The sequence below is a fragment of the Enterovibrio makurazakiensis genome, from assembly GCF_050336585.1.
In the GTDB taxonomy this organism is placed as follows: domain Bacteria; phylum Pseudomonadota; class Gammaproteobacteria; order Enterobacterales; family Vibrionaceae; genus Enterovibrio; species Enterovibrio gelatinilyticus.
This window is the reverse complement of record NZ_JAKJSE010000005.1, coordinates 186,160-211,294: the sequence shown is the minus strand read 5'-3', so window position 1 is coordinate 211,294 and position 25,135 is coordinate 186,160. Positions and strand designations below refer to the sequence as shown.

The 25,135-nt window shown below is 43.5% G+C and carries 24 protein-coding genes and 1 pseudogene; 13 read left to right on the top strand and 12 right to left on the bottom strand.

All coding sequences use genetic code 11. The annotated features are described in order from the left end of the window. Positions 1-118 precede the first annotated feature (118 nt). From L4D06_RS03145 to L4D06_RS03135, 3 genes are all read right to left on the bottom strand, one after another. A complete protein-coding gene (locus L4D06_RS03145; protein ID WP_429737833.1) occupies positions 119-1,780 on the bottom strand; it encodes a mechanosensitive ion channel family protein in 1,662 nt (553 codons plus the stop codon). A 61-nt stretch (positions 1,781-1,841) separates the two neighbouring features. After that, positions 1,842-2,591 carry a DUF4344 domain-containing metallopeptidase gene (locus L4D06_RS03140; protein ID WP_429737832.1) on the bottom strand — a complete coding sequence of 250 codons (750 nt, stop codon included), beginning with the start codon at positions 2,589-2,591 and terminating at the stop codon, positions 1,842-1,844. A 557-nt stretch (positions 2,592-3,148) separates the two neighbouring features. After that, positions 3,149-4,429 carry a CHASE3 domain-containing protein gene (locus L4D06_RS03135; protein ID WP_429737897.1) on the bottom strand — a complete coding sequence of 427 codons (1,281 nt, stop codon included), beginning with the start codon at positions 4,427-4,429 and terminating at the stop codon, positions 3,149-3,151. Between the two features lie 615 nt (positions 4,430-5,044). Between L4D06_RS03135 and L4D06_RS03130 the strand changes: the two genes are divergently transcribed. The 4 genes from L4D06_RS03130 to L4D06_RS03115 all read left to right on the top strand — a co-directional run bounded on the left by L4D06_RS03130 (position 5,045) and on the right by L4D06_RS03115 (position 7,080). Continuing rightward, complete coding sequence (locus L4D06_RS03130) at positions 5,045-5,557, top strand: DUF2589 domain-containing protein (protein ID WP_429737831.1); 513 nt, start codon at positions 5,045-5,047, stop codon at positions 5,555-5,557. Between the two features lie 48 nt (positions 5,558-5,605). Further along, positions 5,606-6,301 carry a DUF2589 domain-containing protein gene (locus L4D06_RS03125; RefSeq protein WP_274165362.1) on the top strand — a complete coding sequence of 232 codons (696 nt, stop codon included), beginning with the start codon at positions 5,606-5,608 and terminating at the stop codon, positions 6,299-6,301. A 112-nt stretch (positions 6,302-6,413) separates the two neighbouring features. Beyond that, positions 6,414-6,635, top strand: coding sequence for a hypothetical protein (locus tag L4D06_RS03120; protein WP_274165361.1), 222 nt, complete (start codon positions 6,414-6,416; stop codon positions 6,633-6,635). Position 6,636: 1 nt separating this feature from the next. Next, positions 6,637-7,080, top strand: a complete 444-nt coding sequence (locus L4D06_RS03115; RefSeq protein WP_274165360.1) for a hypothetical protein — start codon at positions 6,637-6,639, stop codon at positions 7,078-7,080. Positions 7,081-7,141: 61 nt separating this feature from the next. Here the strand turns inward: L4D06_RS03115 and L4D06_RS03110 are convergent, their stop codons facing one another. From L4D06_RS03110 to L4D06_RS03100, 3 genes are all read right to left on the bottom strand, one after another. Next, entirely contained in the window at positions 7,142-8,332 is a 1,191-nt protein-coding gene (locus L4D06_RS03110; RefSeq protein WP_429737830.1) for a hypothetical protein, read from the bottom strand. Positions 8,333-8,365: 33 nt separating this feature from the next. Further along, entirely contained in the window at positions 8,366-9,268 is a 903-nt protein-coding gene (locus L4D06_RS03105; protein WP_429737829.1) for a hypothetical protein, read from the bottom strand. Positions 9,269-9,397: 129 nt separating this feature from the next. Continuing rightward, complete coding sequence (locus L4D06_RS03100; RefSeq protein ID WP_429737828.1) at positions 9,398-10,177, bottom strand: hypothetical protein; 780 nt, start codon at positions 10,175-10,177, stop codon at positions 9,398-9,400. Positions 10,178-10,537: 360 nt separating this feature from the next. Between L4D06_RS03100 and L4D06_RS03095 the strand changes: the two genes are divergently transcribed. Continuing rightward, complete coding sequence (locus L4D06_RS03095; protein ID WP_274165356.1) at positions 10,538-11,458, top strand: LysR family transcriptional regulator; 921 nt, start codon at positions 10,538-10,540, stop codon at positions 11,456-11,458. 4 nt (positions 11,459-11,462) lie between these two features. Here the strand turns inward: L4D06_RS03095 and L4D06_RS03090 are convergent, their stop codons facing one another. Beyond that, on the bottom strand, positions 11,463-11,912 hold the full coding sequence (locus L4D06_RS03090; RefSeq protein ID WP_429737827.1) for a hypothetical protein: 450 nt from the start codon (positions 11,910-11,912) through the stop codon (positions 11,463-11,465). A 459-nt stretch (positions 11,913-12,371) separates the two neighbouring features. Beyond that, a complete protein-coding gene (locus L4D06_RS03085; RefSeq protein WP_429737826.1) occupies positions 12,372-13,673 on the bottom strand; it encodes a serine hydrolase domain-containing protein in 1,302 nt (433 codons plus the stop codon). 104 nt (positions 13,674-13,777) lie between these two features. Between L4D06_RS03085 and L4D06_RS03080 the strand changes: the two genes are divergently transcribed. The 5 genes from L4D06_RS03080 (at position 13,778) to L4D06_RS03060 (ending at position 17,377) form a co-directional block, all read left to right on the top strand. Continuing rightward, the gene (locus L4D06_RS03080; protein WP_274167058.1) at positions 13,778-14,665 is read left to right on the top strand and encodes a LysR family transcriptional regulator; all 888 of its coding nucleotides are present in this window, start codon (positions 13,778-13,780) and stop codon (positions 14,663-14,665) included. A 121-nt stretch (positions 14,666-14,786) separates the two neighbouring features. Beyond that, complete coding sequence (locus L4D06_RS03075; RefSeq protein WP_429737825.1) at positions 14,787-15,398, top strand: Crp/Fnr family transcriptional regulator; 612 nt, start codon at positions 14,787-14,789, stop codon at positions 15,396-15,398. 129 nt (positions 15,399-15,527) lie between these two features. Continuing rightward, entirely contained in the window at positions 15,528-16,259 is a 732-nt protein-coding gene (locus L4D06_RS03070; RefSeq protein WP_429737824.1) for an SDR family oxidoreductase, read from the top strand. Beyond that, complete coding sequence (locus L4D06_RS03065; protein ID WP_429737823.1) at positions 16,260-16,706, top strand: DUF2141 domain-containing protein; 447 nt, start codon at positions 16,260-16,262, stop codon at positions 16,704-16,706. A gap of 8 nt (positions 16,707-16,714) precedes the next feature. Further along, positions 16,715-17,377, top strand: coding sequence for a TVP38/TMEM64 family protein (locus tag L4D06_RS03060; protein ID WP_429737822.1), 663 nt, complete (start codon positions 16,715-16,717; stop codon positions 17,375-17,377). A 150-nt stretch (positions 17,378-17,527) separates the two neighbouring features. Here L4D06_RS03060 and L4D06_RS03055 read toward each other — a convergent pair whose 3' ends face one another. Both L4D06_RS03055 and L4D06_RS03050 read right to left on the bottom strand, forming a co-directional pair. Further along, positions 17,528-19,096: a toxin-antitoxin system YwqK family antitoxin gene (locus L4D06_RS03055; protein WP_429737821.1), complete on the bottom strand. Its 1,569-nt coding sequence runs from the start codon at positions 19,094-19,096 to the stop codon at positions 17,528-17,530. A gap of 412 nt (positions 19,097-19,508) precedes the next feature. Then, entirely contained in the window at positions 19,509-19,988 is a 480-nt protein-coding gene (locus L4D06_RS03050) for a GNAT family N-acetyltransferase (protein ID WP_429737896.1), read from the bottom strand. An 82-nt stretch (positions 19,989-20,070) separates the two neighbouring features. Between L4D06_RS03050 and L4D06_RS03045 the strand changes: the two genes are divergently transcribed. Both L4D06_RS03045 and L4D06_RS03040 read left to right on the top strand, forming a co-directional pair. After that, positions 20,071-20,214, top strand: a complete 144-nt coding sequence (locus L4D06_RS03045; RefSeq protein ID WP_429737820.1) for a hypothetical protein — start codon at positions 20,071-20,073, stop codon at positions 20,212-20,214. 395 nt (positions 20,215-20,609) lie between these two features. After that, the gene (locus tag L4D06_RS03040) at positions 20,610-21,275 is read left to right on the top strand and encodes a protoglobin domain-containing protein (protein ID WP_429737819.1); all 666 of its coding nucleotides are present in this window, start codon (positions 20,610-20,612) and stop codon (positions 21,273-21,275) included. Positions 21,276-21,449: 174 nt separating this feature from the next. Here L4D06_RS03040 and L4D06_RS03035 read toward each other — a convergent pair. Then, positions 21,450-21,892 (bottom strand): annotated as a pseudogene (locus L4D06_RS03035) (alpha-amylase family glycosyl hydrolase); the annotation flags it as partial. A gap of 443 nt (positions 21,893-22,335) precedes the next feature. On the opposite strand from L4D06_RS03035, the gene L4D06_RS03030 reads away from it, so the two are divergent. Then, positions 22,336-24,453: a hypothetical protein gene (locus L4D06_RS03030; protein WP_429737818.1), complete on the top strand. Its 2,118-nt coding sequence runs from the start codon at positions 22,336-22,338 to the stop codon at positions 24,451-24,453. A 95-nt stretch (positions 24,454-24,548) separates the two neighbouring features. Here L4D06_RS03030 and L4D06_RS03025 read toward each other — a convergent pair whose 3' ends face one another. After that, entirely contained in the window at positions 24,549-25,022 is a 474-nt protein-coding gene (locus L4D06_RS03025) for a hypothetical protein (protein WP_429737817.1), read from the bottom strand. Positions 25,023-25,135: the final 113 nt, after the last annotated feature.

Sequence of the window (25,135 nt, the reverse complement as noted above, 5' to 3'; positions counted from 1 at the left end):
GCACTGTTTAACTTCACAAAATGAAGTCCATGGGGAGCACAAGAGGCACAAATCAAAACGGGCAGTTTGCTGCCCGTTTGTCAGAGAAATTACTGTGTAGTTTTGTTGACGACGCTTTCTACTCTGTCGATTTGTGAAGGTGAACATCGTGTTGAGGATAGGGGATAGTAATGCCTTTTTTCTCAAACTCTTCTTTTACCTCCCACGTGATATCCCAAAGAACATCCCAGTAGTCATCGGTTTTTACCCATGGTCTGACAATGAATTCGACAGAAGATGCGCCGAGCTTTTCTAGTTTGATGATGGCCTTAGGTGACCGGAGTATTGATGGGTGATTGTCCACAATGTCTTGTAGGGTTTGCTTAACGAAAGCAGATGAGTCGCCATAGCCAGCATTGAATGTCATGTCGACACGTCTAACACGTTCATGTGTCATGTTCTTGATGACGTTTCCCCAGATGCTGTTGTTGGGAATAATGATGATTTGGTTGTCAAATGTGCGGATAGTCGTATTGACCAAACTCATGTGGCCCACTTTCCCTTCAACACCTCCCGCAGAGACAAAATCACCGACATCGAAGGGGCGATAAATCAATAACATCATGCCTGAAGCGAAGTTAGACAGCGTATCTTGTAATGCAAACCCTACAATCACGCCCGCAATACCAAACCCTGTGAGAATGGGCAGAAAATCTATTCCTAATTGAGACAATGCCACGACAAAACCAATCAGGAAGATAAGTCTTCCGGTCATCGATACGAGGAAATCTTTCATCAGTTGAGGTATGTCGATGTTGTCTGAGGCAACCAACTTTGTCATGGATCGTTTAGCAATCAGTGACAAGTAGTACGTTAGAACGACGATGAAGACGATAATTAATATTTGAATGAAAAGTTTGGCTAGGTGTTCGGTAAAAAACTCTGAGATCGCGTCGAGTGAGTGCTGGAAGATGACTTTGATTACAGAGATAGAGAAAAGCTCTTTAGTGATTTCTCTTGTGGTTTCGAAGTGAAAAACGCGAAACTCGGTGGTGTCGATGTGTTGTTTGTCTGCCACCTTAATCATTTTATTGAGGCTTTTTGCGAGCATTTCTACTCGATACGTCAAGATCACTTTGTCGACTTCGATTAAGCTCTTTTCTTTGTCTGGTGCGACATCGAATTTTACGTCATAGATTCTTCTTTCCTGTTCAAGAAATTTAAGCGTTGTTGTAATGCTATTTAAACGTTTTAGCAAAACTTGATTGAACGCCAATGTTTCTTGAGCTGTGTCTTCACCGAGTCGTTGTAACCAGATGATATTTTCCGATGTGTCGACAAAAATACTATCGAATAAGGTCAAAACTTCGTTGTACTCGCCGAGAAAAGAAAGCTTATCTTGGCTTTCTGCGGCGTAAAGGTCGTCTGCAATTTCGTTGAGGAGTGAGGGCGCTTCGGCAAAAGCATCTGCTGAATCTGCTTGCTGGAAGGCGATTGCATCAAGCAAAATCTGTTTGTCTGCTAGCTCTAAAGTGATCGCTTTCTCAATTGCATCTCTTAGTTTTTCATTGACCGCATTCGCGTCTAAATACTTTTTTATCTCTTCCTCACCTGCCAGTGATTCTCTTGCATCTAGTGTATCAAGTAGTTGCTGTTGTAGGGTTTCAATTTCAGTGATGATTGGGTGCGATTCAGAAGGCGGAACAGTGGATTCTTCGCTGAATGCGAATAAAGGAAAAAAAGAAAGAAGAGACAATAAACAAACAAATAAACACCACTTGTTCGCTAAATAACTAGGCATAGGGTTCGACTCCTTTGCTTTGAGAGGAATACACAAAGAGCGTCAGCTCTTAGGTGAGACTTCACTGATTGCTGAGAATGATTTTGCCGAGATTGTAATTTTTGAGGTGAAACTCTTCGATACAGAATGTATCGCGTTCAATGCCTTTTAGTTCTTTATCCATAATGAAGGCGTACTTTTCTGGATCGCTACCGTAAATCAGACAGAGTGACTGGGTGTATCGTTGATAATCCAAGCTGTGCTCACCCCAAAGGTCGAGATCCGCTATCGTTTCTGTTTTTGTGTCTAACAATGCGTAAAAATCGACAGCAATATATGCCATGTCAGGGTCGTCAAAGACATTAAGCATGAGAAGTGTTGCAAATACGTCTGCAGCATCTTCTTCTTTCCCCAACAGGGGGACATCCCAATTTGCGAAGTATGCATGAGCATATTCGTGGAGCAAGACATGCACGAATATGTTCATTACCGTTTCGTCGAAAGTGGTTTCCTCGATTGCGAGCTCTTCGTTTTCGAAGGTATCAGAAATGAAGAAAAAGAATGAATAGGGGAAGTAAATCTTGTTTTCTTGAGGGTCAAACAGTGGGCCATCATCACCACCAATGACAATGGTGACATCTTGTTTTATCGGCACTTCGCTGTTGAGTACCTCGATCATGTCTTTCACGAGTGGCTCAAAGAGTATCCTAGCCTGTTTTTCTTCTTCTGTTGCTGGTTCAAATTGATAGAAGGTTTTTGCGGAAATGTGAAGAGGAAAGAGAAAAATGAACAAGGTGATAGCGGCAGTAAGAACTTGATTTAATAGCCTCATAGCAGTGCCTCTAATCCTTGAGTATCGGAATTCCACATGACTGGAATAATGGGTTCCAAATTTATTGCATGATAATTAACGGGTTGTTTTTGCCATTTATTGATGAGTTTACGACTTATCAATACTGGCGAGAAAGGAAATGTTATGTGTGTAAATGCATTTTCTCATTAAAGACACTACTGGCCACCAATAAGACAAAAACCACTCATAAATGAAGGGTTTTCTGTATCTTATTGTCTGAAAAAATGATTCTAGGCGGAATTATCCCCACTACTAGTCAGTGATAGTTGAAATATCATATTCATTTACAGTATGAGATGAAAAAAATGCAACGTGTCAGTATTTTGAGATGGCATATACCTTCTCTCAAGTTTGTTGACGTGTTGATAGACTGACACACGGTTTGAGCAGGCCAAAGCGACATACCCAAACAACCAATATCTTGCACCTTCAGGTCGTTTGGGCGTAACCCCCGAACGAGGGGGCTTTGTCGATCAGGAGTTCAACGCAGCCTGATGTCACACCGATTGAAGAAAGTGACATCGGAGGTGGCGACGCTAGGCAACATCGTCCTTTTTGTTCAGCATGTCTTCACGAAATGATTTGAAATGTGTGCTTTTGTCTTGTTTTGCTGCGTACATGGCGACATCAGCGTACTTAACCAATTCATCACTATCTGTTGTGTTGTCAGGAGAAACGGCTACACCAATGCTGGTTGATATATCTATTGCGTTACCGTTAATCATTGCTGGGGGTTCAAATGCACTGAGGATGTTTTGGATAACGCCTTCGGCATCTTTGGCACTTTTGATATTTCGAACGATCACAACAAACTCATCGCCACCGAGACGGAATACCGAATCGCTTGATCGCACTGAATCGTTTAGTCGGTCTGCGGTTATTTTTAGCACTTCATCACCCACATCGTGACCCAATGTATCGTTGATGTGTTTGAATAGGTTCAGATCTAAGAAGAGAACGGCCAGTTTATCTCCGTATCTTTTTGCATCGCCAATGGATGAGTCGAGTTCATCATAGATAGACAAACGATTTTTTAAGCCAGTTAACTCGTCATGGTGCGCTTTGTATTCAAGCGTTTTTTCTCTGTGATGCACCTTTTCGCTCATGCTAAAGAAGGTTGTGAGCAGGTGGCCCATTTCGTTATTTTCAACAATGTTTTTCACCTCTAGGCGTTTGCCTCTTTCAACAAGTTGAGTACTGGCAACGAGTAACTGTAAAGGTACGAAAAAGTTACGCTGTAGAAACAAGAGGGTAAATATGGCAAGGCCGACAAAAAATGATATTTCTACTGTGACCAATGTTGTTATCTGTGCTCTGTTCTCTCTGAAGTCACCTTTTCTTTGCTCTAGAAAGATTTGCTCTGTTTTGGTGAACTCATGGAGGTTGCGACGAATGTTGTCCATGTATTGTTTACCAATATCCTGATTGACAAGAGCAATAGCTTTGTCTTTTTCATTGTTCTGTGCCAACTTGATGGTTTGTTCCATCTCTTTGAATTTTGAGGAGATATCTTTTGAAACAAGATCCAGGATTTTCTGTTGTTCAGGATTACTTGTCGTTAGCGATTTGAGTGACTCTAGGTTTTCTTTTACCTGTGATATTCCGTTATGATACGGCTCCAAATAAGAGAGATTAGACGTGAGAAGGTAACCACGCTGGCCAGTTTCCACATCTTTCATTGCGCTCAGCAGGTCGTGTGTTTGATCCAGCACATCGTGAGTGTGTACAACCCAGTTTAATTTTTCCTCTCCTAGATTTTCTAACCTGAAAATAAATGCGGAGTTTGCTATTGCAGTTATAAATAAAAACGATAACAAGAGTGTGAGTTTAAACCGAATGCTCAACTGTATTCTCCTTTTATATTTTCACTTGATGCGTGACTGTGTTCAACTACAAGCTTTGTCTTGCTCTCTCCACCCACCACTAAGTGGCTTTCTGTTGGCTGAAACTCAATATATTCATGTGATAAATCAATGACAAAGCGGGTATGCGCCTCTTAGGTGTAGTTTAGTTTATAGTGCGCAATTTGTGCAGGGTATTATAAAAAAACAGATTCCAGCCACATATTTATATGTGAATCCAACCTAGATGCTACGACTAGAGCTGTTCTGAACTCACATGGCAACTATTATTATTCTCCAACCAAAATTGCCAGACGCCATACGCTAAATATTGTTCAAGCTGAGTGCGGCTTAATGTTGTTATACGCTGTTTCTCGGATGTGTTTCGGCATGTTCCAAAAGGTATTATCTTTCTGTTTATTTCTCATACTGCCCAATGATAATTTTTAGAGATGTCTTTGGGTATAATTCTATATTTCATCGCCTTACCGTCGAGTTTCTAACCTGTTATACCCGCCATTCCAAATCCGATTTGTGTTAATTGGATTTAAATTCAAAACTGACAGTGTCGAATTACATAAAGGAACAATCATGATTAATTTAAACTCTTTGGTTTCAGCCGTTCATCTGAGCGTGACTAAAGCCAATCAGGCTCTACAAAACGAAAACCAAGAGTTGATGAATCGTTTCTTTGACGCGGTGCCAAGCGATGATTCAGGAAGGGTTGATGGCAGTGAAGACTCTGAAAATAATAATAAAAATGTCTATCGCCCTAAATATGTCACCATCGAATATCCGACAGAAACATCTGATGGCATTCAGACAATTAGTGTCGATGTTCCCTTGCTCACTCTTGTTCCTTTGGCTAGCCCTCGAGTGAGTGAGGTGAAATTTAAAACGAATTTGGAAGTGAATGTGAATGAAGATAATGGGCTTGATGTTTCATTCTCTGGAAATAACAAAGGTGGTTTATTTAAATCGGGAGAGAATAAAAGTCCCACGGCTGAGTTGGAAATTACCATTAACGCCGATGAGCCGCCTGAAGGCCTGAAGAAATTAATTGAAGGCTATGAAAGAGCACTAAGAGCGCAGATCCCCGGTTAAATGGGGAAGGGCTTCATTTTGTAAATATCATCAATCAGGAGAAATATCATGCCAGACGTCAGCACAGGACCAGCACTAGTCTCCATGGCGCAGCAATTCGCAGGATTGCCAATGCGTTCATTAATCGGTGGCCCACTCAATGCCGCGGCACAAGCCAATAGCATGATGGCCGTAACCCAAACCAAGTTCATGTTGGACACTTGTTTCAATAAGAAATCCGATACCGATGGCAAAGGTAATGACTCGCTTGAACCCATTATGGTGACAATGCAAATTACTCGAGGAGTGATCTCCGAAGGTGAAGCGAAAGAGGGAGAACCGCCGGAAGTTAACGTAACAGAAGTCACTACCCAATTCGATGTGCCTCTTTTGACAATTGTTCCGCTTAACTCTTTAGGTGTCGATAATGTGCAGGTCGATTTTGAGATGGAAGTGAAATCGAGCTACTCAGACGAATCGTCTCAATCAACGTCCAGTAAAACCAGTGAACAAGGCAGTTTCTCCGCCAAACTGGGTGAGGGATGGTGGTCTGTGGAAGTGAAAGGCAGCATTAGTCATGACAGTCAGTCTGCTTCTGCCCAAAAGTCATCCTACCAAAAGAGCAACAACGCAAAATACACAGTGAGCGTTCATGCAGGACAGCTTTCGCTGCCTCAAGGCGTCACAACCATAATTCAAGCATTCACCAATAGTATCAGTCCTATCACGCTGGGCTCAGCAAAACCAGCAGAAAAATCGTCGTAATCTCGTCTTTATTTAATTGAATCCACTGTGTGATTTTATCCCCCGGCTGACCTCCGGACCGAGTATTACGCTCTTTTGTCAGCCGGGCTTTTTCTTCATAGGAGCATCATCGATGAAAAGCCAATTACCTTGCCCTGATTGCCGCACTAGCATCTCCTTTGATGTCAGCATGTTGTTGTCAGGCACTGCATTCTCATGTCCTTGTTGCGAATTGAGTTTTAGTTTGGACCCTAGTAGCAAACCACAATTGAGCAAAGCCGTGGAAGGGTTCGCGGAACTTAAGCGACTAAACCATGAAGCAAAACACTCGTCCGCTAGCGTGATGGGAGGCTGATATGAAACGTTCTTGTACTTCAAATCTACTCATTTTTGTCGCACCTGTTTTTGCCCTGGTGGTTTCGGGTTGTATCAAACAGGAAAGTGACGTTGAAAATATGGTGCTCGGTGCGAATCCGTCCTTGAAAACGGGATTGGTGATTCGGGCTGGGCAATGTTCAGCAACAGCGTTTAAAAACGGGAGTGGTGTTCATGTATCTAGCGATGGCGATACCATCTCTGGTCTGAGTGTTAACTGCACGACAAATACGAGCAATAAAAGCGTCTACTCCAATTACCTGACGGGTATTGGCGGATATAGCCAATATTGTGTTTCAACCGTGGCGGGGTTAAACGGGGTCGGTGCAAAGGTGGTGAAAGATCCAATAAAAGGAAATTCGGAGCACTGCTTGTTATCAGGAAAAGCGAGTAAAATTGCGGGCAAACTAACTAAATACCCCTAATCCGAATGTCGAGTTATCAAACGACGTTTAATCCTTTGGGTTAAACGTCGTTTGCGTTACGTCAGTAAACCTCGCTGAATCCTGCATTTTCAGGTTGTTTGAGTATATTGGTTTGTTCACCGGCAATCGCGGCCCAACTCATCATCACGCTGTTAAAACTGCTGTAAAAGCCACAGCGCTTATAGATGATGCCAGACCAATTACCACGAACAACATCCGATATTGGTAGGCCTGAAGCCGTGTGGGTCACAACGATAGGATCAGAAACATTTCGAATAAACGCATAACTGATGCCTGCTTGCTCAGCTTGGTGCGCTATCACTGCGTCATCCATTTCCAAAAAACAATAGGGTTTGCTCGGCTCTTTCCCTTCAATGAAATAAAAGTCAGTGGTCAACAACGCTTGGTCTTTACATACCTTTATCTGTGCTTGCTGAAGGTTTTCCGGATTAAGCGGTGCATTGATCAAATCATCATATGTGTAGGGTTTGGTCTCAGCAGTTTGATCGTTTTGAGAAGATTGATTCAGCTCGTTGATCGCTTCGTTGATGGTCGAATCGTTCCACACTTTGTCCATTGAAAACATCAAAGCATTCTGCGTTGCTTGGTACAAACTCTCTGAGGGAAACCAGCTATTGCATGTGAAAGTTTGGTGGTTGTAACCGCAATCTTCATTTTCTGGTTTCGCCAACAGGATATGGGCTTTGTTGGTCACAATGGCTGCGCCCAGCATGTCTGTGATGGCTCCCCCGCCAGCGGTACCGGTCGAAAGAATGTACTTTGCGCCCACATTTTTCAGCAGTATGTCGATGGCAGCCTCCAAACCTGAAATCCAAGGAGGGTGGGCGAGATGAACCTGAGATTTAACCAACAGCACGCGTTGTTGGTGACCGTTTGTGCTGCCAATCCCTACCAATTGGAAATAAAAAAGAGGGTCGATCTCAGGGTTTTCGCAATACGGTGTAATTTCTTGACTATCCGTGTAGCTATGCCAGTTGTTTCGCCAATCAATGTCTTCCGGATAGCGCGGTTTAGCGCTGTTCAGCATGACGTGATCCAGCGCTGACCACTCTGCGGATGTCCAAGTCATCAAGATAAAGTCGGCGTGTGGGAGTTTGCCATCTTCAATAGAGAGTGGCACAGGCGCTTCATGGCTAATGGTATGCCAGTCAATGACCGGCAGGGGCAGCGAGTGGGTTGTTGTCGCGAGCAATTGGGGGGAGCGTATGTCGATGTCGTCAAAACGGTTCACTGTGTTATCTCCCTATTGGAGTTTATGGATGGTTCAGTTTTGGAGTAGCAGGATCAACGTTCGGCTGCTGAGCTGAACGTTGTGTATTAGCGTAACGTCCTCAGCCTGCTGGGTTGATAGCGCCAACTTCCAGTCTTCGCAATTACCGTCAAAGCGATTGAATGTCATGACACCATCTGGCTGATACGTAAAGAAAAATGGGTTTTGGTTTGCATCATAAAAGGTTTGAACGTCAGACTGAGCTAGCATGGTAGGGGACGCAGCTTCGTTCAATACCGGATGTGAGCCCAACTCTATGCTGTCCATAAAATGGTCGATGTTGACTTTGAGGTACTTCTCGTTGGTTTTGATAAAGAAGTTTTCAGCGCCAAGACGGAAAAAAGCAAACCGAGTCCAGCCTTGAGCCCATGTAGCGGACCATACTTGTTGCGCATAGAGCGGCGAGTAGGCTGGGGCGACAATTTGGAACTTCACCACGTCGCCCGACGTTTTGTTGTAGGCAACAAAGAAGACATCGTTTCGGTAGTAGAGTGGCTGCACTGTCGTGAAGCCTTTTCCTATACGTATGGCGGTAACGGGCGTGATCGTTTTGCCATCAAAACGGTAAAACTGAACATAGTCAGAATCTTGGTGATACGAGAGTAACCAAGGTTGCCCGCCAAAGTAAAAGCTATGTAAAGTATCAATGGGGTATTCGCATGGGATAGAGATTTGATGCGAAAAGTAGGATTGTGACTTTGCGTCAAATGTTTTGCTGACAATGAGAACGCTTGGGTTCTGCAACGTAAAAATGGAATACGAACACTCGTTAATGTCGACACTGGTACTTGCAGTCACGGTTTGATCCTGAGACGCAATCTTAACTTGCGGTAACGGGGTCAACTCTAGTGTGTTGTCGGGCTTTACCTTAACCTCTATCAGCGTACTTGCTTTCATGATTCACTCCTTTTCCTCTTGGTGGAGATACCTATTGTGGAACGGTGATTAGCGGGTGCAGCCCTTAAGAAGAGCAGAGCCCTTAAGAAGAACAGAGCATTTAAGAGCGCACTTTTTTAGCGTGAATACTCAAGAGGACAGGCGTACATCCAGTGCTTGCCCTGCAGACACCTGAATACCGCTATCATCTTCACTAAATAGTGGTGAAATATTTGTCGTGTCGTGAAATGCCTGCATCACTACTGAGCATTGATTATCAGTAAGGGCTTGAATAATCGTGTCTGGCCAACTCAGTACGTCGGACGCGAACCAAATAATGCCGTAATTTTCCTGCATGACCGCGATCACTTCGAACAGATGATGGTTACTTGATATCGCTTTATCACAGGCGTTTAAAATGGTGGTGCTGCTTCGATAGGGGTCACACTTGCCGTCTTCTGGCCATGTCCACACAATCACGCCGATATACAGATCGTGCCAATCGATCGCTTCGCCAGAGAAGTAGTAGGGTGTTTTCCACTGAGATTGGGTGTGGTTGGAATAGGCCATGGGGAAACTGGAAAAACTGGACGGGACATCGCCTGGCGTAAAGTTAAAAACGGTTTCATGAAGGGAGGAGTAGGCTCGGCCTGCAACGGTTTGGTGGCTCGCTTCCTGGTAAGTTTCTTGCGAAGGATACCCAACCAAGGCGATTTCATCTGGGAGCTTTACAGTGTGAGAGACGTTAGGCGAAGAAACGACGGCGGGGTAATACATTCTTAGCCCCATCGGAGTCATAAGTTGTACGGTAATGGGAATGAATATTTGCCCCAACTTATTTAAGAATCCCTCTGTATTATCAATGAATTCTGGACGTCGATAGCCTTGCCAAACACGGATACCATTCGGTGTGATGAGGTTTGTTTTCATATTTAATTTCCGTGTTTTATCCAATAAATGCACGTCCAAGTATTGTTAGCATGCGAGTTGGAACGCAAATCCGATTTGTTATAACCCCTATAACCCCTGAGTGCCGACTTACTAAGCCAAATCCATACAAAGATCCATTACAAGGATCGATTACAAAGGTACCAATTCGCTTTCAGGCTGCACCGAAATTTAGAAAATGTATCTCTTTAGCGACACTGAGTGTATTGAGTAAATACTACACTCAGTTGAGGTGTTGCTTGGTGTCGATGTGATACAGCTTCTTTGTATTGCTAGATGTATATCGAGGCACACAAAATGCTCAGTGGCGCTCTTATATGAAAGCATATGAAGGAAGAGAAAATGATGCATTTAGACCCACGGCTTTTTCGCGCATTTAAAGCGGTGGCAGAATCGCGCAGTTTTAATGATGCAGCTGAAATGGCGGCAATGACACAGGCAAACATCAGCAAGCACATCCGCAGCTTGGAAGAGCAAGTGGGTTATGAGCTGTTTATCCGAACCCCTAAGTGCCCAATAATGACGGATGCGGGTAAGAAGCTCCTACTGCACATAAAAAATATTGAAGACCTCAATAGTGATTTTTCACTCGAAGTGCAAAGTGACTTTAGCCAAATCGAAGGCGTCGTCGGCTATGCCATGCCACCATCTTGCTTGTTGTCGCCACACTTTTCGATGCTCCTTGAACGGCGGTTGGATTACCCAAAACTGGAGATCGATTTAACACTGATCCATAACAGTCAGGTTTTCGACAAAGTCTTAATGAGTCAGGTTGATTTTGGCTTTGTCACAGAGAAAGTGGATCACCCTCGGCTAGAGTATTTTAGCTTTTGTCAGGAAGAATACATCATGGTGGCAGCGCCCAATTGTGGTGTGTCTGAAGTTAATGAAGACAATATTCTTGAATACAATTACATCGAATATCCCGGCATGGATGTGTACTTTAATTTTTGGCGTCGCCATTTCTTTCCTAGTCTTCACTCGGTCAGCGACTTATCTGTGCATTTTGCGGGGCGAATCAATAGCATCGAAGGGGCTATTTTAATGGCGTTAGGTGGGCTGGGAGTGTCCGTTTTCCCCCGTCATTGTGTGCAGCAATATATTGATAGTGGTCGATTGGAAGAGTGCAAAATACAATCAGCCGTTTCTGATCCAGTTTTCAATCATATTTACATCATCAAATTGAATACCTGCAGCCAACCAAAGCGCGTTGATAAAGTGATTTCGTGGTTTATGGAGATTGCAGAGGATAAGCATCACTGATTCATCAGCGTACATCATTTAAAGGCACATAATGGGTAACAAGATGCTGACCAAAAGCTGTTTCTTGAACTTCTAGCAGCATCAAATCGCCTTGATCATGTGCTGCCCATATTGATTTTGGCACCACCATTCTGAGCGTGCCAAACGATTCATGTTTTAAGTGTAATATGTACGATTGCCCTCTACTGAATGCACTCGTACGCTTCTCTTCTATGGGGACAATGACTTCAAATGGCTCACTTGTCGGTGAATAGAGAGAAAGAGATCCTACGAAAATAAGGGACACGCAAGCGTGCAAGTGCGGTTTTTGTCTTCTAAAAAAGCGCCTGTCATCATCAAACCTTGTGTAAAACTTGAGTGGGTCTTTTCGTTGATACAAACAAAAGCCAACGAAAAACCCCACGCTAACTGCCGTAAATACAACTTCAAATCCATTAAACAACGCGTTGTCCACAGTGACGCCTATCCAAGTAGTGAGGACAAAAAGCACAGAAAATAGCAGTAATTTCAGATTATCAGACAAAATAGCCACGATGTTATAAACGCACTTGAGTAGGTGACGATTAACGGTTGAGAGATGCGCAAAGGATATGGCTCAAAGGCTAGTCATTCACCTTTAATCCGTATCTTTGAGTATGGGAGCACTAACAGTATGCAATTGATAATATTGTTTTTTTCTTAGGGTGTCTGTCCCCGCTGTTCTCTGTTTGTCCCCGCTGTTCTCTGCCGCAGTACTGGACTGGGGCGTGGCGGCGATCGTGATGAGTGATAAGTGATAAGTGATGAGAGGGCGTCAGCTATTTAGAGTTTAATGGTTGGCCATCAACAATATGACAGTCACATCGTTTCAAAGCCAACCATTCATCTTAAATCTTCCTATCCTACGTGTTTTCCACGTTTAGTGCGCTCACTGCTATAGCGATTCCGCTAAGGATTCGAACGCTTGCATTTTAACCTTGGATGTTTCCCTAGCTGCGTTTGAGGCGCTTTCAGCTGAAGAGAACACAGCGATAACAACATCCTTTTCTTGGTTGATATAGAGGAACTGCCCGAATACGCCGCGATATGTCGCAATGTTCTTGTCTGAATCATGCACCCAAAGGAAGTTCTTATAACCTTCTAAGTGTGGGTCGAACACGTTTGCGGCTGCATCTTTATATACGCTGTTCATCATGTGTGTATTTTCTTCTTTGGTGATGTTGAAGCTGTCTTTCACCCACTTTTCAGAGAACACTTGCTCGCCGTTGTACTGACCATTGTTTGCCATTGCGAGGCCTACTCGAGCAAAGTCTTTCAATGTTGTATTAAAGCCGCCTGTCGCTACTGGGTTGTAGTTCATGTCTGTAATAAAGAACGCGTCATGATTTACACCGAGCTTGTTCCAAATATTATCCGCAATGAACTCGTTGAGTGGTTGCCCAGAAACGCGCGCGATAATCCAACCAATCACATCCACGTTTGGGCTATGGTATTCAAACGCATGATTTACGGCTAAATCTTCGTTCTGCTTAAACTTTGGCGCAAAGCTCAACAAATCACGTGGTGTGTCTGTTTTCGTTGGATCTAATGCCAGTAAGTCGTAGGCAGGAATAAACCCTAAGCGGCGGAAGTACTCATAATGCACATCGCCTGGCGCCATGTTTACGTAATCTTCATTGTAATCAATGGCGGTTGTCATGTTTAGTAGAGTACGGACGGTTTGTTCACCAAAGTGCGAGCCTTTGAGTTCATCAATATAGACACTGACTTTTTCGTCAACGTCGACTTTGCCTTGTTCGACCAACAAACCCAACGCCTGACCAACCAGAGATTTGGTGCTTGATGCCCACATATGATGGTCTTTGGCAGTGAAATCCCCGAAGTACTCTTCGTGAAGTATCTTGCCGTCTTTCAAAATGATGTAGCCGTCAGTGTTGTCATGAATCATGGCATCACGGAATGTCAGTGTTTCATTACCGTAAGTAAATTTGTGTTCAGCAACGTCCGGATTTAGCGCCTGAGGGATTTCATTTATGGCGCCATCACGAGGAACCATAACACTTGGGTGAATGCCCATATTTTGGAAAGCCCACTGGTTAAACGGCGCGTGAGTCCAGTTACTTAGTGTGACTTGTTCATCCGCCTGCGCAGGCACCGTAGACATTGGTTTGATATCCGCAAATGCGCTTGTAGAAAAGAGGCCCGTGATGATAAGAGTGATTATTGATTTTTTCATTTGAATTCCCCGTTAACAATCTTATGTGTACGGGAGTAGATTAACTTGTTAAATTCGAACATATAAATCCAAAATGTACGCTTCAACAGTACAAAGGGGTGGCGATGATTTCGATGGAACAAGTGGCTTGCTTCACCAGTGTTTACGAGCTGCAAAGCTATAGCGCTGCCAGCAACAAATTGGGGAAGGCTCGCTCAACGGTGAGAGAGCGCATCAATGCCCTTGAAGATATGATGGGTGTAGAACTATTTTCCATCGAGGGAAAGAAGGCCGTACCGAATAACATAGCGCACCGTCTTTACCCGCGAGCAAGGCTATTGGCAAGGCAATCGCTGGAGTTTGAAAACATTGCTCTGTCGGCTTACAAAGGCGAATTGAGCAATATCACCGTGTATCACGACAGCGCCATTCCTACCAACCTGTTGTTGAACATCGAGTTAGAAATCAAATCCCTTCATCCACACATTATCATTAATTGGCTTCAGAGAGACAGGCACCATTGCCTACAACAAATTGAAGACGGAGACGCGCTGTTCGCGATCATGCCGGGGATGGGCAACCTTCACCCAAGTGCGGGTATCGGTAACATCAACCTTGGTGAGTTTCCATTGAGTATCTTCACATCTGTTCATTCAAGCATTCCAAATGCGCCGGTATCTATCGCTGAATTGGCTACGTTTCGACAGCTTGTCACTGAGAATGATATTGCCAATCAACTCAGGCACACTAAGGTTAGCCACGAATATGAAGTAGTGACCTCACAAAACTTACTTATTGAAAAACTCAAGCAGGGCGGATGGACAGTATGCTCACCAGAACTGATGACGCAGCATATAAAAAACGGAGATATTCGAGAAGTCGAGTTAGAAGAAGCGCCGAGAGCAGTGCGACAAGACTGCATCTTGTTCTACAACCTGTCCTCCAAAGCCTCTGAACAAGAATCGGAAATACTTGATGTGGTAGCGAAGGTCGCAAAGAAACTAGATTTGTAGCAACGGATTGGATCGTAGAGACTGAAGGCGTCGTATCACTTCTGTGAATAGCGGAAAGTGCATGATACGGAACATGAACGGTATGGAAAATGGATGAGTAGATAAATGGATGGCTAGAGAAATGGAAGACTCCCAACCCCTAAGTCTTTTTGAAAAGGGCTTTCGAAAGCGATTTACGCTTTCAGATGAAGAGTGGAATGCCTTTATTGAGAAGGGAATGCTTCGCACATTTACAAAAGGGGAGGTACTTTTTCACGCGGGTGATGTTGCGGATAAACTCCGATTCGTCTGCTCCGGTACATTTTGTAATTACTACCTCACGCCAGATGGAACACGAAGAAACAAATCGTTTTTGCAAACGGGTGATGTCTCAGCGAGCCTCTCCTCATTTGTGGCATTACGCCCGTCACGATTCACTTGTGAAGCGCTCACTGACGGCATGTGCTTTGAAATCTCTGCCTCCTGTTTAACGCAGTTGAGCGAGGGTAGGTCGGGGTGGAAAGATGCGTTTCTTGCCATGGTAACGGCTCTTGCAATGAAGAAAGAGCAAAGGGAAGCGGATTTACTGCTCCTATCACCCACTGAACTGTATCTTCAATTTGTCGATGGTCACCCTGATTTGGCCGATTCTTTACCGAATTACCATATTGCCTCGTACCTTGGGATCACTGAAGTATCGCTGTCTCGTATCCGCGCGAAACTCGGGATGCAAAATGCTTATCAACGTCAGTAGCTTTCTTCGTTGCTAGACCTAAAGTTAGCGCTTCACGCACAGAAAATTCTCGCGTTTTAACATGTGTTAATTTGTTTCGGTTTTTGGTTCATTACGATGAGTGTCATATCATTCAGATAGGGACACTTCATGAAGCTAACCAACAAATGTATTGTGCTGACAGGCGGCACTTCCGGCATCGGGCGAGCGCTGGTGGAATGCTTGGCCGAGACAAATCAATTGGTCGTGATTGGTCGGGACGCCAAGAAACTTGACCAACTGAAACGCGATTGGCCATCAGTCGTCACATACCACACCGATCTTTCCGATGTAAAAAGCGTCCATTCCGTCGCACATTCTATTCAGAAACAGCACCCCAAAATCGATGTTTTGATAAACAATGCCGCGGTTCAATTTACACCATTTTTTACCGATGATCGGTTCGAGTTTGATTCCATTCAGCGCGAAATCGACACTAACTTCACCTCGGTGTGTGCATTAACGCATGGCTTGTTGCCTTCACTGTTGGCAGCGTCCTCATCGCGTATCGTGAATGTTAACTCCGCCCTTGCGTTAGTGCCTAAAGCATCGTCTGCGATTTACTGCGCGACCAAAGCTGCACTCAATATTTTCTCTCAAAGTTTACGTTATCAATTCGAAGGCTCAGTAATTGGGGTTCAGCAGGCATTTTTGCCGCTGGTGGATACAAAAATGACCTCAGGTAGGGGTAAAGGAAAGATCAGCGCGTCGGCGGCGGCGTTAGACATCATTGGGGGTGTCGAGAGGGGAAACAGGGATTTTGATATTGGGATGACGCGGTTTTTAAGAGTACTGCTCGCTATCGCCCCCTTTGCCGCGAAAAAGCTGTTGAAGGGGTCATAAATGACGTTGAAGCAAACAGTGATTGCCATGATTTTAGGAGGAATATCGATGAGTGTTGATGCGTTAGAAAACAGTGTGGAAGTGCGGGTAAAGGGGATTGATACCAGCCGACCAGGGCAAATATTGGTGATGTTGTTTCAAGAGGAAGGGTTTCCTAAAGCGCATGATAAAGCACTTCTCATTCTGCGTTATCCGTCTACAGAAACTGAGCGTGCTGTGGTGCTTAAAAACGTCCCCACATTGTTCGCGATTAAAGTGCTTCATGATGAAGACGAGGATGGCAAAGTCACCAAAAATTGGACGGGCATCCTTCCCAAAGAGGGCTTGGGGTTCTCCAAAGGGGCACGTATCACCTATAAAGCGCCGAGTTTCGCTAGCGCACGCCTATCTGTTGCGGACCTTGAAGAAAGCAATACGCCACATGACATCACAATGCGTTATCCCTAGGAGGGCATATGACATCTCTCATCAAACTCATGAGCCTCATGGCCATCTTTTTTGCCTCGACGTTTTTAGTGGTCAACGGCCTTGGTTGGCTGTCGATTGAAAGCATCGAACGCTGGCTGACAGCCGCAGAGTCTGTGAATGCCTTGGTGGTTGCAGCGATTGTAATTTCACTGCTTTTCTTAGACCTTTTTATCGCCGTGCCGACGCTTTCAATCATGATGTTAGGGGGCTACTTTGCAGGGCCATACATTGGCGCTCTGGCAGCATTTATCGGCACATTCTTGGCGGGTGTGGTGGGCTATGGGTTGAGTTATTTTTTTGGAGACCGACTGCTCAATGTGGTGATTAAAGACAATGCCAGACAGCAAGATCTTCGTCAAAAGTTTCGCGAACACGGCGTGCTGATGATTCTTCTGTCCCGCGCATTGCCGATTTTGCCTGAAGTGACTGCCTGTATGGCAGGTATCAGCCACATGAAGTTCCTGACGTTTGTTCTATCATGGATCACGGTAACATTGCCATACACCATCATTGCGGCTTATGCGGGTTCAATCAGTTCGTTAGATAACCCTAAACCTGCCATTTTGACTGCCGTCGCGCTCACGTCTTTCTTCTGGTGTGGCTGGCTACTGTTGAACCGCTATGGTTTTCGCAAAGTAACTAATTCCTAGCATTGACTGAAGTAGGGAAAGTGACAGCGTCGCTTTCCCTAATCTAATTTGGTGGGCGGATAACTTGTATTGTCTCTATGATAATTTCAATGCTAAATAAATCCAGTGAGGTGCAGAATGACCGAAAATCAATCCGTACTTTTATATTGGTTAGTTATCGAGAGTGTAATAATCTCTATTTGCTACATCCATCACTGGAGGTTGGTTAGGTATAGCGTTCATCTCATCCTTCATTCGAATGAAACTAAAGCCTGTCTGATAGAATCGTAATTCGGTCTGTTGACCGTCTCGATCATAGTAATACCATAGATTGATTCTCTCGTTATACTTATAGCTGCCTTTTCTATGTAGTTGACCATTGTCATGATAATACAACCAATCACCATCATGATCTGAGCCTGTGATGGCAATGATGCTGCTATTACCATATGCATCATCTGTATATCCAAATTGGCTTTTGTAGTGTCCTTTCGACTCCAAGGTGCCATTTTCATAATAGCTTTCGAAATAATCTATGAAATGGCCGCGACTATAGTTTGCTTTAATATAAATAGCACCGCTTTCATAGTAATTTGTTACTGGGCCTTCTTTGTAACCACCTAGGAAACTTCCTTTTTCTGCCACTGTATTATTTTCATGGTAAATAGTGTATTGACCGTTACATTGATCATTTTGCATCGTGCAGTGGAAGAACAAATTGCCATTAGGATAATACTCTTGGAGGTCACCTTGACGAAGGCCACGCTTATAACTTGATACTATATGCTTGTTGTCATCGCGGAAGGTAAGCCAGACTCCCTGTTTCACTCCATTTTCAAAGGCGCCTTGTTTCTCTAATCGCCCCTGAGTATCAAAGTAGTTCCAGTTTCCCACTTTCATATCTTGATGATATTGCCCTTGCTCTTTAGGTTGTCCATTCATGTGATAAGAGCTGTATTTAGAGCGCTTTTCTGTTAAATACTCATGCCTTTCCAAAAGAATGCCTTCTTCATAGGTATTCCAAACACCAGTTTTAACATTTGCTAGATAGCTGCCTTTTTCAGTAACTCTTCCTTCAAAGTCGTAAACAATCCATTCACCTTCTTTTGATCCTTTGTTATAGTGCCTTTTTTCACCTAATGTCATGTTCTTGTGATAATACAAATACTCTCCGTCTAGTATTCCGTTAATGTGGTTTGCGTGAACTTTAACATTTTTCAATTCGCTTTTTGAAACTTCAATCTGAGTATTTTGAGCAAGCCCTTCGCCTTCAATGCAATAGAATTGATAATAATCGCCGGTTAATTCATTATCTTTGGTGTAGTGTTCTAATGAAGATGTGCTCCCAGATTCACAATATTTCTTCTCACTATAAGTTCCAGTTTCATGTAATAACTTAACAGAATAAATTGTATCTGACCATTGGCTTAAATACTCAACCCAAAGCCCCACTGGTTGTCCATGCGAATAAGATCCATGTAATCTTAACTTGCCATTATACCAGTACGACTTCCACTCTCCATGAAGTTCGCCATTTAAGTATTGACCTGTTTCTGCTAATACTTCATCATAATGATAACGTTGATAAGATCCGTCAGTTTTGGGTGGTTTGGGAGTTTCAGGTGGCAAATAGGCGTAACCTTTTTGTGGACTGTCGAAGATGAAAATCACAACAACAAGCGACATTGCTAATGTAATAACCCCGATGAAAAGCCATTTTGCTAATTCTCTTTTTCGCATGATATTTCAAAATCCTTTTACCAATGGTGATGGCTCACTTTTTACTGTGGTTTAATATTTGGATGCTGACAGAGTCTACAAGATTAATTTAAATGGAAAAACCTAAACCCAGTTACATCATATAGATATCACATATCTAAGACATTGGGCTATGTAACTAGCATCCTTGATGGGGCAGTTCAAACCTTGAGGTGAAGTTGCGCACGATCTATTTAGTCGTGCAGTGAAGTATTAGGAGTCTTCAAATATATTGTTTACCAGACGCCATAATAGTAAATTTTCTTAGATGGTAGACAGCAAGAAGCGAAGCAAGCTGAAATTAGTGTATAGCAGGCTTGGGGTAGTAATCATCGAGATGGTTGTTTATATCCTAGCCTTATGAATGTCATCGCAAAACACAATGTAGGCCGACTCAACGAGATAACTTCTTCTTCATATTATGACTCACCACTTGATAACCCATGCTTGAATAGAGTGCCTGAGCCGCTGAATTATGGCTGAAAACGTGAAGGCCAAGGCTGGATGCACCAAGCTCAGACGCTACCGTTTCGATGCAGCGAAGGGCTGATTTGGCAAAACCTTTGCGGCGATGTCCCTCGAATATTCCAACGTCATAGATAAACGCAGATTTCTTCCCAAAATGCGTTTCGATTTTCACCCAGATATAGCCAACGTTAATGTTACTCGCGTTTTCAATGATGTTGAATAAGTGGTCATCAGGGCTGTTCAATCCCTTTGGTAAAAGACGTGCGTAGTCCATTTTTGCTCGCTCTAAGGCGTCGGATTGATCCCACCGACCTGACGCCACATTGTCACTCGCGTAGACAGGAATAACCCACTTCAAATACGCTGAGAATGACGCTGCACTCATTGCTTTCAACGACACGTCCATACTGTTCACTTCTAATCTCAGATTGTCGCACTAACTTACTGACTAATTGGAAAAAAATCCATATTGATAGGTAGGTGTGAGCGTGCAGTGGTGCGCATTGTTGGGCAAAGTAGCCGTTGAACGAAATCTAGCTGGCGTATTTTCATGGGCATATCAGCAAGACAATGGCGACTTACTCAATGCGATGAACGTCGGTATTGGAAATAGGGTAGATACACAGAAATGATCCCAGAACACAGCCAAAATTAGCTTGGCGTCGATGCTGACTAACAAGTTTAGTCAAAATGGTTGGTAATAAAATGATAAAAGAGGATGTCGTTATTGCCAATCATTCATCATCATTCAGTGCCTTTTATCTTGAGGGAATCAATCATATATCACTGATAATATTTTAGTTTTATAAAGGTGCCTGTCCCTGTAATTCCCATAACTCCCACTGTCGTTCCATTTCTAGCCTTCGCTTAACTTGACAGTATTTGAATTTTCATATAGTTTCGATTCGATATGTTATGGTTTTGAGTCGACACTGTAATGTATCGTTCCTCCCTGAATTGGTAGGACAGGTAAGAGTTGATAAAAACATGAACTAGTTACTTAAAATGGAAGCAATGAGAGGCAAATATGAAGAGAGCAATATATGCAATTTTTAGTATTTCCATACTGTTGGGGTGCACAACTACTGTCAGTGCAGGAAATAGCGGGAAAGGAGTGCCAGGCTACGATGCGGATTCCAAATCGCTAGAAACGTCTCCCGTATCACAGGAAGAATTCGCACTTTTACAAAAAACGATCTTTTTTGGACCTGATGATGTGAAGGCTCTTCGTCAAGCTCAAAAAATTCTCAAGCCTCAAATCAATGAAATTTTAGATACATGGTATGGGTATGTTGGTGCGAACCCTCATTTACTTTATTACTTTTCGAACAAAGACACCCATGAAGCAAATGGCGAGTATTTATCACGTGTCCGTGCGCGTTTCGAGCAATGGATACTTGATTTGACGAGTGCGAATTATGATCAGCAATGGCTGGATTATCAGCATGAAATTGCGAAACGCCATCATCGTGTGGGTAAGAATCGCGCTGATGATGTGAACTCCGTTGATCATATTGACTACCGCTACATGGTTGCGTTTATTTATCCTATCACAACCACAATTAAGCCGTTTTTAGCAAAAGGTAATACTTCACAAAAAGAAGCGGATGCAATGTACGAAGCGTGGAGAAAAGCGGTGATTTTGTCTGTGGTGCTTTGGACTCACCCATATATTAAAGATGGCGATTTTTAGGCGAGGTTTATTGAACGTTAGGTTTAAACGTTAACGGTAAACAGAAAATACAGATGTACAGCCCTCCCAGTTTATTGTGTGGGGGGGCTATTTTCGTAGCGTAATATCAGTTCATACACAGAAGAAAGAACGTAACGCTGCCCATTAGTTATCACTCTGCCCACGCTTGGCTTTTTTAATGCGATCTTGCAAAAAATGACCGGTATATTTGTCCTCTCGGTTAGCTTCTGAGGCAATGTATTGATTCAACAACGGCATGAACCAATTTATTGATATTAGGCTCTCTCGCCATACTTCAATCATATAGATACATCTTTCCGCTTCCGACTCTGAAAACTCATCTTCTTGAAAAACGTTGAGCGCTGGTTGGCATTCTCAAAATTGCTGTGCAACACCACATGATAGTGGTTGCTCATGATGGCATACGCACAAACGTCAATGCAGAAAGCACTCGCCATCACTAACAGACGTTTCTCTATCCACCTTCTGCGGTGTTCATAGGATTGCTGGGTTTGTTCATCATATCCACACAGAAATGAGCGACGAACACAATGTGAAACGTAATGGTAGTAAGGGGTTACATCGATACTGATTAGGGATGAGCGGGGCTTAGTCATTAGCAGTCAAAATGGTTGGCAATCAAACAATATGAAAAGCATATCGGTCTAAAGGCAACCATTCATCTTTACTAAACGTCTTTGAGTTTGAGGGCGCTGAATGCATGCAACTGATAATATTGCGCTTTTCTAGTAGTGCCTGTTCCCCTTTACTTTTTATTACCTTCCCCCTTATTAATCAAACATTCAATGGCGACAGTGGCGGGTTCTGTTTTCATTCTTCATAAACAGAGGCAATTCTAAATTAGAGATGAGTGAATTTGTTGGGCTGTGATTTTGGAAAGACTTAAATGCTTTTTGAAACTGATAATAAAGTCAGTTTTATTTTTGGCAGAGGTATGTTTCTCATTGGTGATAAATAAAGATGTGAGCGATGTATTATGTTGTAAAAACAAGGTGATGAAATTAAGATGTCGACAATTTCATACTATGGACGTTAATAAATGGATTTTTTCATATTAGTAAAGATCATATTGATCCTGGTCTCCATTGTTGCGTATTTTTCTTTCCAAGGTGACAAGAGGGAAGCGGAAAGTAATGCTCAAAAGCTACTCGACAATGATGAGGAGGGGGAAATCTTCGCGACCGAGGAGGAGGTAAGGGCGTTAGAGAAAACTCACGATATCACATTGCCAGACTCGGTACCCATTATCCATGCGAATGGTCCTGTGGTTGTTACGACACTCACGACCACGGGCGCAACTGCCGAGACGCTAGTGACCATCTGCGGCATGAAAGTACATATGCCTTGTTCAATTTTTTTGTCTGCTGAAACCGTGCTTCCCCCTGATGGTGTAGCGAGACTGGCCAAAGTCGACGACAAACTTTACGTCCTAGCAATGGGTGATTATTCGTTAGTGAGCGATGTCCATAGCGACGCTCTCAATGACGCGACGGTTGATGCCATCGGTGCCGGTAAGCGCGGGAAAATTGAAACATTGCCACTAGAAGTATTGGGACAAAGGGACGCGTCAGACATTGAACGCAGGTATTACGACGCACCCACTCAAGGCAAAAGATACGCCATTCCAATGATGTTAGTTTTCATCGCGAGTGCCTATTTACTTTATGGCAAAGATGAAGCGGCTGGCTGGCTTGTTTCATTCGGTTTAACTTTTATTGTTGGCTTTGGTTTTTGGTGGCGGGAACTAAAGCGTGAACGGGAAACGTATAAAATTACGCGTCTACAAGGACGAGTAAATGAAGTGGTTAATAACGCGCTTGAGCAATACATTCGAGTGTATGACGAAAGCGAAGCGAAAGGCTCGGTAACATTTCAATTGCCGGGGCATTGGACGAAGGATATTCATCTTGATACCGAGGTGATTTTTGAAGTGTGCAATGAAACCCAAACATTGGTCAGCTATCGTCACACACACTCTTTAGAGCGTGACATCAAAGTCGACGGACAAAAAAACGAGCCTTATTTAGGTTGGATGGCGGGCACGACAGCGGTCATGGCGCTATCGTTGTTTTTCACGCTATACATGCCACATGCGGTATTGTCGGTTGATATGCTAAAAAACCAACAGACTGTGAATATTGAACAATTCAGTGACTGGGATGGCGTTGTTGATCGCGGACAGCGTATTTCATTATCAAATGCTCATCGACAGTGCAGAGCGGAAATGTCCGCAGGTGGCGATGACATAGACTGGCCGAATTTCTGCTCGACGTACGTCGTTGTCTCGTCATCAGTGCCAGTTGACCTTATGGAAACGCTCACGCCAACCTTAGACGAACTCAGCACCTTTGAAGATCAGCTTTCTTTTCCCGAGATCCCATTCTCTCAATATTCGATGCTAAAGCTCTACGCTTCTTTAGCGGGTAACGACATTATTGCCCACGAAAATATCGCAGATGTTCGTCATTCGAGTTTGCATGCGTGGGCTGTTTGGCTAGAAAAAAACACGGAGCGGTCGGACTATGATCAAACCAAAGCGTTGTTGTTGTCGCTTTGGGCGGAAGCAAAAGAAATTGACGTTTGTGAGGCGCAATGTTGGTCAGAGCTACTCACTGCTAACTTCGACACCGAGGGTCAATATTCAATGCTTAAAAGCCGATATGAACTTGGTAATTTAAGGGATATAAGAAGAGACCATGTTAACAAGCATTTCCGAGATGAGCTAAACCGATGGGCAGAAGGGCTTTCGTCAAACGAGTTACAAAGTAATAGTAATACTAAGATCTCCGTGACGAATGCAGAACCGTTCACCGATATTTGGGACGAGGTTCTAGGTTATGGTGGTTTCTATAGTAGCCGCTCTGCTGAGGGCTATCGCACAGCGTTGAGCGATGCAGAAAGTGTTCTGGCTGAATTTCAAAACAGTACATTGGATTATGCCGTAGTGACGTCCGTAGAAGCGTTGGACGGCGGTAAATCAATTATGTTAGACGTCAGTATGACGGAAGCACGTTTCTACAGTTACATTGCGCAATTGGGTTTGATGCTACTTGGCGTGGTATTGAGTATTGTGTTTGTGGTGATGTTGATGAAACAGTCTGGGCGTCAAGATCACGTTTCACGCGGATCACTCCAAAGTAGCTCTTCACTGGGTTAGAGTGAAACCAAGCTGGATGTGAGCTTGAATTTAACATGAACAAAAAGCTCGCGTGAATAATAGACCTCTTGGGTAACAATGGGGTCTATTATCCCTCAATCCGGCAATGAGTGGGTGTTATCCTCAAGCGTCGCGATAAGCTTTTGTAGATTATTCTTGTTCCTTCCCATCGTGATTAACGACGGACGTCTTAATGGAGAAGGGCGACTATTGACCAAAATACCTGAAGACGTGAATAAGACCGTGATTAACTCCCCCCAACTCGACAGTGACGCATTCGTTTCAAACTCCAATTTTACCATGTCTATTTCACTGACGGTGTGCCATCCATAGATAATGGCTGCGTTCTTGCAGTTATGAAAATTGGTTTTGCTAGGTGGGTATTTGGTATTCAGTAGAATTAAATTGTGCTTAGATTTCCAAAAAAACACCACGCTAATCAATAACGAAGAGAGGGAGAGTAAATAACTAGCGCTAAGCAGAAAGTAGACTGATGCGAGGAGTCCAGACGTTGGCACCAATAGCCGAACTAAGGATTCATTAGTGGTCGGAGAAATGTAGTTCTTCACGAATATTCATCCTTGTGAACGCTAAGCAACGAAATGAAGTTTCTTGGTACGTCCCGCAATATGCATTTAAAACCTGTCGACAATGGTTCGTTTGATACGTGGATAGTTGAATT

Coding starts and splice junctions, on each gene's coding strand:
- L4D06_RS03145 (WP_429737833.1), bottom strand. CDS start 1,780: ATGCCTAGTTATTTAGCGAACAAGTGGTGTTTATTTGTTTGTTTATTG.
- L4D06_RS03140 (WP_429737832.1), bottom strand. CDS start 2,591: ATGAGGCTATTAAATCAAGTTCTTACTGCCGCTATCACCTTGTTCATT.
- L4D06_RS03130 (WP_429737831.1), top strand. CDS start 5,045: ATGATTAATTTAAACTCTTTGGTTTCAGCCGTTCATCTGAGCGTGACT.
- L4D06_RS03125 (WP_274165362.1), top strand. CDS start 5,606: ATGCCAGACGTCAGCACAGGACCAGCACTAGTCTCCATGGCGCAGCAA.
- L4D06_RS03120 (WP_274165361.1), top strand. CDS start 6,414: ATGAAAAGCCAATTACCTTGCCCTGATTGCCGCACTAGCATCTCCTTT.
- L4D06_RS03115 (WP_274165360.1), top strand. CDS start 6,637: ATGAAACGTTCTTGTACTTCAAATCTACTCATTTTTGTCGCACCTGTT.
- L4D06_RS03105 (WP_429737829.1), bottom strand. CDS start 9,268: ATGAAAGCAAGTACGCTGATAGAGGTTAAGGTAAAGCCCGACAACACA.
- L4D06_RS03100 (WP_429737828.1), bottom strand. CDS start 10,177: ATGAAAACAAACCTCATCACACCGAATGGTATCCGTGTTTGGCAAGGC.
- L4D06_RS03095 (WP_274165356.1), top strand. CDS start 10,538: ATGATGCATTTAGACCCACGGCTTTTTCGCGCATTTAAAGCGGTGGCA.
- L4D06_RS03085 (WP_429737826.1), bottom strand. CDS start 13,673: ATGAAAAAATCAATAATCACTCTTATCATCACGGGCCTCTTTTCTACA.
- L4D06_RS03080 (WP_274167058.1), top strand. CDS start 13,778: ATGATTTCGATGGAACAAGTGGCTTGCTTCACCAGTGTTTACGAGCTG.
- L4D06_RS03075 (WP_429737825.1), top strand. CDS start 14,787: ATGGAAGACTCCCAACCCCTAAGTCTTTTTGAAAAGGGCTTTCGAAAG.
- L4D06_RS03070 (WP_429737824.1), top strand. CDS start 15,528: ATGAAGCTAACCAACAAATGTATTGTGCTGACAGGCGGCACTTCCGGC.
- L4D06_RS03065 (WP_429737823.1), top strand. CDS start 16,260: ATGACGTTGAAGCAAACAGTGATTGCCATGATTTTAGGAGGAATATCG.
- L4D06_RS03060 (WP_429737822.1), top strand. CDS start 16,715: ATGACATCTCTCATCAAACTCATGAGCCTCATGGCCATCTTTTTTGCC.
- L4D06_RS03055 (WP_429737821.1), bottom strand. CDS start 19,096: ATGCGAAAAAGAGAATTAGCAAAATGGCTTTTCATCGGGGTTATTACA.
- L4D06_RS03050 (WP_429737896.1), bottom strand. CDS start 19,988: ATGGACGTGTCGTTGAAAGCAATGAGTGCAGCGTCATTCTCAGCGTAT.
- L4D06_RS03040 (WP_429737819.1), top strand. CDS start 20,610: ATGAAGAGAGCAATATATGCAATTTTTAGTATTTCCATACTGTTGGGG.
- L4D06_RS03030 (WP_429737818.1), top strand. CDS start 22,336: ATGGATTTTTTCATATTAGTAAAGATCATATTGATCCTGGTCTCCATT.